We start from the raw sequence: 11,003 nt of genomic DNA, 5'->3' as shown, positions 1-11,003 counted from the left end.
AAGGTTAATACATGCTCCTGTTGTTAGGGAGGCGGCACCTCTTCTAGCTGCGGAACTGCATTTAATTGTGGTGATTCTCCCGATGGAAACAAATGTTGGTGTAATGACTTCCCTCCTATTTTCGTACCTTCGGAAGTTGTAGATTGTCTTTGTCCAAATTGTTTCAAAAATGCTTGCGCTGTAAAAATAGATGATTTTGTAAATACAATTACTCCCGAAATTGCAGTTGACAATAAAGCTTCTGTTTTACCTAAAAACAATACACTTATTGAAGGAATTGATTATTATCTGGAAAATGGAAATTATGTTTTTAAGGAATGGTTTCATTTGAAAAGGGGAAGTTGTTGTGGAAACGGATGTAGACATTGCCCCTATAAATAATTAACAACTAATACGGTTGCGTTAGGGATAGTAGCGGTATCCTTTTATTTTTTTCTTTAAAAAATAAAAGATATAGCGAATAGCCCGAACCAGAAGGGAACGCCCTTCTTAAATTTACAATTCATAATTAACAATTATAAAAATGATTTACTTGATTACTGGTGGGGAACGTTCGGGGAAAAGTGGTTATGCTCAAGAACTGGCTTTAGAACTTACGAATACGCCAATTTATGTGGCGACGGCTCGAAAATGGGATGAAGATTTCCAGAATAGAATTGACAGACACCAACAAGAACGAGACGAACGCTGGACAAATATTGAAAAGGAAAAACACTTGAGCGAAATTGATTTTTCGGGTAAAGTGGCTTTGATTGATTGTGTAACGCTTTGGTTAACGAACTTTTTTGTTGACACTAAAAACGATGTTACATTATCTCTTGATGAAGCTAAAGCTGAATTCTTGAAAATAGCCAATCAGCCAGATGCAACCTTGATAATTGTAACTAACGAAATCGGAATGGGACTTCATGCTGATACACACGTAGGAAGAAAATTTACGGAATTACAAGGCTGGATGAATCAGTTTCTTGCCAAAAATGCCGATACTGTTGTATTAATGGTTTCTGGAATTCCAGTAAAAATAAAAGGGTAATTTGGCTTTGTCCCTCTGAACCTTTGCGCCTTTGAACCTTTGAACCTTAAAAAGAAAAAACATGAGTTATTTAGATGATATTTTAAAATCACGCCGCGATACACGTCATTTTACAAATGATGAAGTTCCTGACGAGGTTATCCAAAAAGCTTTGCAGGCAGGACATTGGGCGCCTTCGGTAGGTTTGACTGATGCAACTAAATACTACATCATAAAATCTGATGGGGTTAAAAAAGCTATCAAAGATTTATTTTTAGATTATAATAAAAAAGCAGAATCATTAACTGATGATGAGCATCAAAAAGAACATTATAAATCCTTAAAACTAGAGGCCATTGAGGAAGCTCCGATTGGGATGATTATTGCTTATGATCGCTCGGTACTGAACAACTTTACTATAGGAACTGTTGGTAGTAATGAAGCTGTAAAATTTAGCTCCGTTTGTGCTGCACAAAATATATGGTTGTCACTTACGGAACAAGGTTACGGCATGGGTTGGGTTTCTATATTAAACTATTATCAGTTCAAAAAAATAATTGACTTACCCGAAAACATAGAGCCACTAGGTTATTTTTGCATTGGAAAACCCGCAACAAACTATGACAATCAACCGATGTTGCAACAATTGAACTGGAAACAGAAATCGGAAACTTTTGATTGCATCGAAATTAAAACTATAAATGAGAGTTTTGTTCCGAAATTAGATTTAGAAAATCAATCGAAAATTGAAATTACTACTTCTCTCAAAGAATCGCTACAACATAAAATTGACTCAAAAACGAAGCCTCTTGGTTCTTTGGGTATTTTAGAAAAATTAGCATTCCAAATCGGGACTGTTTTTCAGACTTTGAATCCTGAGATTATAAAACCTAATATCATTGTTTTTGCCGCGGATCACGGAATTGCCAATCATGGTGTGAGCGCGTATCCGCAAGACGTTACCCGACAAATGGTCGGTAATTTTCTTGAAGGTGGAGCAGCAATTAATGTGTTTTGTAAACAAAACAATATTGAACTTTCTATCGTAGATGCTGGTGTAAATTATGATTTTCCTACCAATGCCAATTTAATTAATGCTAAAATTGCTAAAGGAACTCAGTCCTTTTTACATGTTCCCGCAATGAGCGAAACTGAACTACAATTATGTTTCTTAAAAGGATCTGAAATTGTAGATTCTATTGCAAAAACGGGAAGTAATTGTATTGGGTTTGGCGAAATGGGTATTGGGAATACCTCTACAGCTTCAGTCTTGATGAGTGTTTTAACTGGTTTCTCTATTAAGGAATGTGTGGGAAAAGGAACTGGAGTTGATGATGCTAAGCTAAATGAAAAACAGGAAATCTTAAAAAAAGCTATCGAAAATTATTCTGGTCAAGCCGAATTAAAAGAGCGACTAGCTTATTTTGGTGGTTTTGAAATCATGCAAATGGCTGGCGGAATGTTAGCCGCTTATAAAAACAACATGCTTATTCTTGTAGATGGTTTTATTTGTACTGTCGCCTTTTTAATTGCCTTTAAAATAAATCCTGACATTAAAAAGAATGTGATTTTCTGCCATTCTTCGGCTGAACAAGGACATCAGAAATTATTAGATTATCTTGAGGCCAAATCAGTTCTACAACTAGATTTACGCTTAGGCGAAGGAACGGGCTGTGCAATTGCTTTACCCATATTACAATCGGCAATTGCTTTCCTAAACGAAATGGCTACTTTTGAGAATGCTGGTATTAGTAAGAAGTAACAGATTTTAGAAATTATGCCATTTATAAAAGTATATATACATCTTGTTTGGAGTACTAAAAATAGAATTCCCTATTTAGATTCTGCTGAATTGCGTCAAAAAGTTTGGCAACATATAAGAGATAATGCAAAGGAAAAAGGAATTTATATTGATTTTATAAATGGATATTCTGACCATTGCCATTGTCTTATTTCCTTAGGTGTTGACCAAAATATTCAAAAAGTAATACAGTTACTAAAAGGAGAATCTTCGTTTTGGATTAATAAAAACCAATTGACTAAGCAAAAATTTGAATGGCAAGATGAATATTTTGCCGTTTCGGTTTCTGAATCAATTGTCGATAAAGTAAGGGACTATATTAAAAATCAAGAAATACATCATACTAAAAAAACATTTCAGGAAGAATATGATGAGTTTGTCCTCAAGTATGGATTCCAGAAAATAAATAATAAATAAAGATTTGGCTAAAGCCAATTACATGCCAAATTTCATAACCTCCAGATAAATCTGGAGGCAATTCAATAAATAGGAAATCAATATGCTATGAAATAAAACTTGTAGACAATCTAAATATTGAATTGCCAACATCTTTAGATGTTGGTTAATAATTTGATAATCAAATTGGCTTTAGCCAAATAAACAAAAATCAATAAATGAAAAAACAACTCCATATATTTTTTACTGCATTAATGTTCTACACAAGGATTCCTTGTCCTAAAAACATCGACCATAATCCTGATTATCTTAATAAAGCCAGTCGTTATTTCCCTTTGATAGGTTGGATTGTTGGAGGGATTTCTTTTCTGGCTTTTTATGGAGCTTCATTTTTAGTATCATTATCTGCTGCAGTAATTATAGGAATGATTACAGGAATCTTAACTACCGGTGCTTTTCATGAAGATGGCTTTGCCGATGTATGTGATGGTTTTGGTGGCGGCTGGACCAAAGAAAAAATCCTATTGATTATGAAAGATAGTGCCATTGGAGCCTATGGAGCCATTGGGGTCGTTTTATTATTTTTATTGAAATTCCAATTACTTTCAGAACTAGTAATAACAGAAACAATTACAAACCAGCAATCGGTATTTACTATTTTATTATTGTTCATAGCAGGACATTCTGTTAGCCGTTTGGCAGCCATAAGTATTGTATTTACTCATGAATATTCCCGTGAAGATGCTACTAGCAAAAGTAAACCAATCGCTAAAAATTTTAGCTGGAAAGAAGTTGTAGGTGCTTTCTTTTTTGGCTTATTACCTCTTTTAATACTCTCCTATTTTCAATATCAAATCCTGTTGGTTGTACTCCCAGTTTTTCTGGCTCGTTATTTCTTAGCTCGTTATTTCCAAAAATGGATTGATGGTTATACCGGAGATTGTTTAGGCGCGACTCAACAAGTTTGCGAAGTTATTTTTTACTTAAGTGCTATAGCCATATGGAAATTTATTTAGTTCGTCATACCAAAACTGTTTGCGAAAAAGGAATCTGCTACGGTCAAACTGATGTAAATATTGCAGAACCCTACGACTTAATTTTTGAAAGCATTGCAAAGCAATTGCCTCAAGATGCATTGTTATATTCTAGTCCGCTAAAACGTTGTGTGTTACTTGCCAAACATATCCAGGATAAAACCAAAATTTTAAATTTCCAAGAAGACAAACGCTTAATGGAAATGAATTTTGGCGATTGGGAAATGAAAAATTGGAATGAAATCTCTCAAGAAGATCTAAATCCGTGGATGGAAGATTTTGTAAATATTTGCGTCCCAAACGGAGAATCTTTTATTGATTTACATGAAAGAGTTACCCATTTTATGGAAAATGAAATACTATCTAAAAACCTCTCAAAGGCGATTATTGTTGCACATGCCGGAGTTGTACGAAGTATTTTATGTCTTTTAAATTCTCTTCCTCTTAAAGATGCTTTTCAAAACAAAGTAGATTTTGGACAAGTTATAAAAGTTGAAATATAAAGAAAACCTGCTTTTACTTTGTTTATGAATAGCGTTAAAAAATCAAACAGCATTGATTTTTAAGCTTTTTTAACTTTATATTTGCATCCACATTAAGGTTGTGCCATATTTTTTAGACACATTAAAAGGGAATCAAGTAATTGAAGATTGAAAAATCAACATTCGAAAATCTTGAGCTGTACCCGCAACTGTAAACTTAGTTCCGCAAGGAATGCTTGTTGTTAACAACAAAACCACTGTTTTAGGACGGGAAGGAAAACAACAAGACGTAAGCCAGGAGACCTGCCTTTGTTAACAAATATCGAACTCTCGGGAAAAAGAGTTTAGAAATTATGACATTACAAAAATTTTACATCTGTCTTTCACTCTTAGTTTGCCAATTCATTTTGGCACAAAATGATTCTATAACAAAATTAAAAGAAGTTGTAGTTTCGGATACTAATCTAAAAAAATACTCAGACTCACAATCGGTATTAAAGCTCAATGACTCCATTATTCAGAAAAATGAAGCACTACTTACCAATTTATTAAATTTTAATTCTACCATATATTTTAAAGAATATGGTCGCGGCATGCTTTCTACAGTTTCTTTTAGAGGAACAACTACATCACAAACAGCAGTTATATGGAACGGTATTAATATTAATTCACAAATGAACGGAAGTACTGATTTCAATACCGTTTCTAACAATGATTATAATTCGATAAGTATAAAAGCTGGCGGTGGAAGTGTTATCTACGGAAGTGGAGCTGTGGGAGGGACTGTACATCTAAACAATGACTTAATCTTTAATAATCAATTTAGTAATAGTTTAAGGCTTGATTACGGAAGCTTTAACACAACTGGAATCAACTACAGAACAAATATTTCTAATGAAAAATGGAGTGCACAAATTGGTTTTTCTAGAAACAGTTCAACCAACGATTATCCTTATGTAAATTCTTATAACTGGAAAGGTGAACAACGTCATAATATTAATGGTCAATATGATGTGATTGGCGTAAATGCCAATTTTGGATACAAAATAAACAAAAACAACACCATTAAGCTATACAGTCAAACCTCTAATACAGATAGAAATACTTCCTTGATTGCGGAATCAGAAACAAAATCAAAATACATAAATGGTTTTAACCGTAATTTAATAGAATACAATGGTGATTTTAATAAATTAACTGCCAATTTTAAGACTGCTTATATACTAGAAAACTATCAATATTTTGCCGACATAGACCGTGATTACTATAGCTATGGAAAAACGCAAAACTTAATAACTAAGCTAGATTTAGGATATCAAATATTAAAATCTACTCAAATAAATGGGGTTGTAGACTATAACCGAACCAAGGGATATGGAACGAGCTTTGGAAATAATGTTCGCGAAATAACTTCTATAGCTTTATTAGCTAAACAACAAGCAACAACTAAATGGCTGAATGAATTTGGTATTCGAAAAGAATTCACCAATAATTATAAATCACCAGTATTATTCTCATTAGGGTCTTCTTATGAATTTAGTAAATTTTATAATCTGAAATTAAATCTATCCAGAAATTACCGAATCCCAACTTATAATGATCTTTATTGGGATGAAGGGGGGAATCCTAACTTGAAACCCGAGAACTCTTATCAAGCCGAAATTGGGAATGTTTTTTCATATAAAAAAATAACCCTTTCTCAAACGGTTTATTACATAAAAATTAGAGATTTATTACAATGGGTTCCAGGAAACAAAGGAATATGGACACCACAAAATACCGAAAAAGTAAACTCATACGGAACAGAAACACTCCTAAGCTGGAAGAATAATTATGGTAAAAATTATTTTAGCCTAAATGCAACATACGCATATACTGTTTCAAAAAATGAGGAAACTAATAAGCAAATATTTTTTGTTCCTTTTAATAAAGCAACTGGAGCTATAGCATATGCTCGCGATAAAATATCAGCCAATTATCAAATTTTATACAGTGGTTTTGTATATACAAGAGCTGATAATAACCCAAAAGAAATCGTTGATGATTATTTGGTATCAAATATTGGTATTGATTATGATTTTAAATTTCTATCTTCTTTCAAGCTTGGTTTTCAAGTTCGTAATTTATTTAATACAAAATATGAAAGCTTAGAAGACCGAATTATGCCTGGAAGAAATTTTAATATGTATTTAACCCTTAAATTTTAATATAATGAAGTTTAGCAAATTATTTTTAATAGCGCTTAGCGTCTCATTGTTCGTTTCTTGTTCAAATGACGATAATGATAACGATTCGGATGAACAAAAAGGAATATATGACAATGGTATTCTGATCTTAAATGAAGGATCTCTTGGTCAAGGATCTGTTTCATTTATAGATAATAATCTTAATAATTTTATTAAAGACATTTACACTACCGCAAACCCATCTGATTTAATGGGTAAATATGCCCAAAATATATTTTTTGATGGCGATCGAGCATATATTATTGCAGGTGGTTCTAATTCAATTAATGTTGTAAACCGATATACTTTCAAATTAATTGCAAAGATAGAAACTGGCCTTAAAAACCCTAGATATGGTGTTGCAAAAAATGGAAAAGCTTACGTTACTAATGCAAACACCTACTATTCTTATGAAAAACCAGAGGAAAACCCAAATGGAAATACAGATGATTATGTTGCAGTAATTAATTTAGCTACAAATACTGTTGAGTCTAAAATTGAACTAAATGCAACTGCTAATAGAATCCTATTAGAAGATGGTAAATTATACATTACTGAACCTCTAAATAACAACAAATTATTAATCGTAAATGTAGCTACAAAAGAACTAGAAACTCCTATTGTTATTGGTTCAAGTTCAGATACTATGGAAGAGGAAAATGGAATTTTGTATATCTTAAGAGGCCCATATGGCGGCACTAGAAGCGAAATTACAAAAGTTAAGCTTTCAGATAAAACAATATCTAAAATTACATTTCCAGAATCATTAGATGGGGCAGGTAATTTAGATATTTATGAAAATAAAATTTATTATACTGCAGGAAATTCGGTTTATGCTATGAACCTGAACGCTACAGAAGCTTCTACAACAGCTATTTTAACTTCTAACGTTGGTTATTTATACGGCTTTGCAGTTAAAAACAATCATATTTTTGTAGCAGATGGTGGTGACTTTAAAGCTGATAGTAAAGCATACATCTATTCTCTTACAGGAACTTTACAAAAAGAATTAACCGTTGGTGTTGGTCCAAACGGATTTTACTTCAATGACTAATTAAAATCTATTTACATTTTACTTTATTAAAAAAGGCTTTCTAACGAAAGCCTTTTATTTTTCTATTATCAATCTTGCAATGCTCGCAAAAGCCCTTCTGGAGCTTTATCCAAATACATTTGATTTCGAATACCATCTATTGATTTTGAATCGGTAAAATACTCAAACACTTTACCATCTTTAGGCAGAATCATTTTGCCAGTTCCTGTAATTTTTGAAACGGCAGTAGCCAATAACGGCTCAGTATTCTCATCTCCTAAAACGCCTAATCCATTTATAGATTCTAATACACTATATGTTGGTGTTAATCCGTTAGTGTATTCTCCAAAGCCTACAGAATTAACGATTTTTAAAACAATTGGTTGCATTGCATATTTATGATTCGGATTTCGATTATTTTTACCAAAAGTAGGTGAATCATAAAGAGTAACCGATCCCACATTTTTACCTATAGTAACATCACCTATTTGTACTACATCAATATATGTTTTTAAACCATTAATGACAAGTTCGCTTGATGATGCTGTACTTTTAGTCGTTAAAATATACACTTTGCTCAAATTCAGACTATTTAACGTAACTCCATTAAATTTATCTACAAACCTATTATTAAGTAATTCAGGATCTTCAGTTTCATAATACTTATTGAGCTTACTATTCCATTTTTGTTTAGAAAAAACTTTATCAGTAAACTGCCCTGTAATCATACTTGCCAATCGGGTTGCCGTTTGTACAGAACCTCCTCCATTATATCGCAAATCAAGAACCAAATCAGTAACACCTTTTGATTTTAACTCCCCAAATGCTGCATTTAATTGATTATCATAGTTTCCATAAAAACCATTATACATCAAATAGCCTATTTTATGACCATCTTTCTCTATCACTTTATTAATGTAAATAGGATTTTCATCCAAAACTGATTTAGTAAGCGTAATCGATTTCCCATTTGGAACAAATGTCGTTCCATTATAATCCGTTAAATTTATAGTATAACTATCTGACGCAAGAAGCGTTCTATAATTATCATAAGTGATTTGCGTTCCGTTAATACCATAAAATAAATCTCCTCGCTTCACTCCTTTGTTTGCAGCATCAGAGTTAGGCAAAATATAACGTACAAAACCAATCAAATCATTAGAACCTTTTGACTTTGGGCTTAATTTAAAATCTATTCCGTTATTTTTTGATGTTCCTTGAAGTTCTTGCTCTAAAACCGTATAATCATCAACAATCCAGCTAAACCTATCTATTGACGGATCTACTCGCAAAGAATTAAATAATGTTTCAGGATCTGGATAGCCTCTTAAAAAAGAATTTAATGCTTCTTGATTATTATTAAAACGGTCATCAGCTAAATTAGGAACATCGCCCTGCCATAAATAATACTGATTCAATCCTTTCCAGATAAAATCCTGTACCTGCAAATTCTTAGGAGCAGCCACGTCATCTTGATCTTGGCAAGCTTGAAAGCAGAATATAGCTAATAATAATATCGTAGTTCTAAATATTGTCTTCATAGTAATAGGTGTCAATATAATATCAACGTAAAAATACTACCTTTAGTTTTATTTAATGCACATTTGTAACAAAAATAATTCTGTTTCGTCTTGATATTATAAGCGAACCTATAATTTGTCATTTTTATGAATCAAATCGTTTTCATTCAGCTGGTAAATCCTTTTAAAGACAAAGTATTTCGTCTGGCAAAACGATTGCTCACAAGTACAGAAGAAGCAGAAGATGCTTCGCAAGAAATTTTAGTAAAACTATGGAATAAAAAAGAAACCTTAAACACTTATAATAATGTTGAAGCTCTTGCCATGACAATGACCAAAAATTATTGCTTGGATCAATTAAAATCAAAACGAGCCAGTAATATTACTCTTGTTCATACTAATTACAAAGACAGGGAGCCACAATTAGATCAAAAAGTTGAGGATAATAATAGTTTAGAATGGGTAGAAAAAATAATGAATCAGTTGCCAGAACAGCAGCAAATTTTAATTCAGTTACGAGATGTCGAACAGTATGAATTTGATGAAATTGCTAAAATAGTTAACATGAACGAAACTGCTATACGCGTAGCGCTTTCAAGAGCTAGAAAAAAAATAAGAGAATCTATGCTTAATACACACCAATATGGAATCAGATAAAATAGAAATAATATTAGAAAAATACTTTCAGGGAGAAAGCACTATTGCCGAAGAAAATGAATTAAAGAATTATTTTTCTTCTGGGAATTGTTGCGCAGCATTTGGAACAATACAAACCACTTTTTGGTTATTTCTCTCAAGTAAAAGAACAACGTTTAACGCAAGAAATTCCACTACAAACTAAGAAACGTAATGTGGCGTGGTTATCAATTGCTGCTTCGGCTGTCCTTTTACTAGGAATAGGTTCTTATTTTTACCTCAACAACACAAATAACACAACTCCTGTTGTTGCAAAATCAGAATTAGGAACTTATGACTCTCCAGAAGAAGCTTTGGCGGCAACGCAAAAAGCCCTCGCTATGGTGTCACATAATGTTAATACTGGTATAGAAAGTATCCAGTACATTAAAGAATACGAACAATCAAAAAACTTAATTTTTAAACAAAATAAAATCCGATAAAATGAAATCAATAATTCACGAAAACAGAAAAAATAACAGAAGTAGTTTTAGTAAAAATTTCATAATGACACTGGTTTTCGCTTTTGTTAGTCATGCTTTTTACGCACAAGGAGCTTTTGATAAATATGATGGTCAGGATGATGTAACTTCTGTAATTGTAAACAAAAAAATGTTTGATTTAATGAGTAAAGTAAAAGTTGATGCTTCAGACAAAGACACGCAACAATACTTAAGCCTTATTAAAAAACTAGATAACCTAAAAGTGTTTACAACACAAAACTCCAAAGTTGAAGCTGACATGAAACTTACCGCAGATAAATAACAAAAACAGAAGGTGCTGCCTCCCTAACAACAGGAGCATGTATTAACCTTAGCAATACAT

12 protein-coding genes, 1 pseudogene and 1 riboswitch are annotated in these 11,003 nt (G+C 32.4%); of the genes and pseudogenes, 11 read left to right on the top strand and 2 right to left on the bottom strand.

From position 1 onward, the window contains the following. Positions 1 to 23: 23 nt before the first annotated feature. Positions 24 to 233 carry a hypothetical protein gene (locus AC1RYN_RS10600; protein WP_481806959.1) on the bottom strand — a complete coding sequence of 70 codons (210 nt, stop codon included), beginning with the start codon at positions 231 to 233 and terminating at the stop codon, positions 24 to 26. On the opposite strand from AC1RYN_RS10600, the gene AC1RYN_RS10595 reads away from it, so the two are divergent. The 8 genes from AC1RYN_RS10595 to AC1RYN_RS10560 all read left to right on the top strand — a co-directional run bounded on the left by AC1RYN_RS10595 (position 187) and on the right by AC1RYN_RS10560 (position 8,004). Next, positions 187 to 381: a C1orf53 family protein gene (locus AC1RYN_RS10595; protein WP_481806960.1), complete on the top strand. Its 195-nt coding sequence runs from the start codon at positions 187 to 189 to the stop codon at positions 379 to 381. The genes AC1RYN_RS10600 and AC1RYN_RS10595 overlap by 47 nt on opposite strands. A gap of 142 nt (positions 382 to 523) precedes the next feature. Further along, positions 524 to 1,033 carry a bifunctional adenosylcobinamide kinase/adenosylcobinamide-phosphate guanylyltransferase gene (cobU, locus tag AC1RYN_RS10590; protein WP_129539561.1) on the top strand — a complete coding sequence of 170 codons (510 nt, stop codon included), beginning with the start codon at positions 524 to 526 and terminating at the stop codon, positions 1,031 to 1,033. 61 nt (positions 1,034 to 1,094) lie between these two features. Further along, a complete protein-coding gene (gene cobT, locus AC1RYN_RS10585) occupies positions 1,095 to 2,774 on the top strand; it encodes a nicotinate-nucleotide--dimethylbenzimidazole phosphoribosyltransferase (RefSeq protein ID WP_481806958.1) in 1,680 nt (559 codons plus the stop codon). A 15-nt stretch (positions 2,775 to 2,789) separates the two neighbouring features. Beyond that, complete coding sequence (tnpA, locus tag AC1RYN_RS10580; protein ID WP_481806957.1) at positions 2,790 to 3,230, top strand: IS200/IS605 family transposase; 441 nt, start codon at positions 2,790 to 2,792, stop codon at positions 3,228 to 3,230. Positions 3,231 to 3,427: 197 nt separating this feature from the next. Beyond that, the gene (locus tag AC1RYN_RS10575) at positions 3,428 to 4,225 is read left to right on the top strand and encodes an adenosylcobinamide-GDP ribazoletransferase (RefSeq protein ID WP_481806956.1); all 798 of its coding nucleotides are present in this window, start codon (positions 3,428 to 3,430) and stop codon (positions 4,223 to 4,225) included. Beyond that, complete coding sequence (cobC, locus tag AC1RYN_RS10570; protein ID WP_481806955.1) at positions 4,210 to 4,746, top strand: alpha-ribazole phosphatase; 537 nt, start codon at positions 4,210 to 4,212, stop codon at positions 4,744 to 4,746. Before AC1RYN_RS10575 ends, cobC begins: the two co-directional genes overlap by 16 nt. 78 nt (positions 4,747 to 4,824) lie before the next feature. Further along, positions 4,825 to 5,050, top strand: a riboswitch (cobalamin riboswitch). Between the two features lie 28 nt (positions 5,051 to 5,078). After that, entirely contained in the window at positions 5,079 to 6,932 is a 1,854-nt protein-coding gene (locus tag AC1RYN_RS10565) for a TonB-dependent receptor plug domain-containing protein (protein ID WP_481806954.1), read from the top strand. A gap of 4 nt (positions 6,933 to 6,936) precedes the next feature. Further along, positions 6,937 to 8,004: a YncE family protein gene (locus tag AC1RYN_RS10560; protein WP_481806953.1), complete on the top strand. Its 1,068-nt coding sequence runs from the start codon at positions 6,937 to 6,939 to the stop codon at positions 8,002 to 8,004. Between the two features lie 68 nt (positions 8,005 to 8,072). On the opposite strand, the gene AC1RYN_RS10555 is transcribed toward AC1RYN_RS10560, so the two are convergent. Further along, positions 8,073 to 9,524, bottom strand: coding sequence for a S41 family peptidase (locus AC1RYN_RS10555; protein ID WP_481806952.1), 1,452 nt, complete (start codon positions 9,522 to 9,524; stop codon positions 8,073 to 8,075). A gap of 126 nt (positions 9,525 to 9,650) precedes the next feature. Here AC1RYN_RS10555 and AC1RYN_RS10550 point away from each other — a divergent pair, with 126 nt between their 5' ends. The 3 genes and pseudogenes from AC1RYN_RS10550 to AC1RYN_RS10540 all read left to right on the top strand — a co-directional run. Continuing rightward, entirely contained in the window at positions 9,651 to 10,160 is a 510-nt protein-coding gene (locus tag AC1RYN_RS10550) for an RNA polymerase sigma factor (RefSeq protein WP_481806951.1), read from the top strand. A 101-nt stretch (positions 10,161 to 10,261) separates the two neighbouring features. Continuing rightward, positions 10,262 to 10,621 (top strand): hypothetical protein, encoded by a 360-nt coding sequence (locus AC1RYN_RS10545; protein WP_481806950.1) that lies wholly within the window; start codon positions 10,262 to 10,264, stop codon positions 10,619 to 10,621. A 64-nt stretch (positions 10,622 to 10,685) separates the two neighbouring features. Beyond that, a pseudogene (locus AC1RYN_RS10540) lies at positions 10,686 to 10,940 on the top strand (DUF4252 domain-containing protein); the annotation flags it as partial. Positions 10,941 to 11,003 lie beyond the last annotated feature (63 nt).

It is taken from the genome of Flavobacterium sp. TC780 (assembly GCF_056783245.1).
The sequence above is the reverse complement of the archived record's forward strand: the minus strand, read 5'-3'. Positions and strand labels throughout refer to the sequence as shown.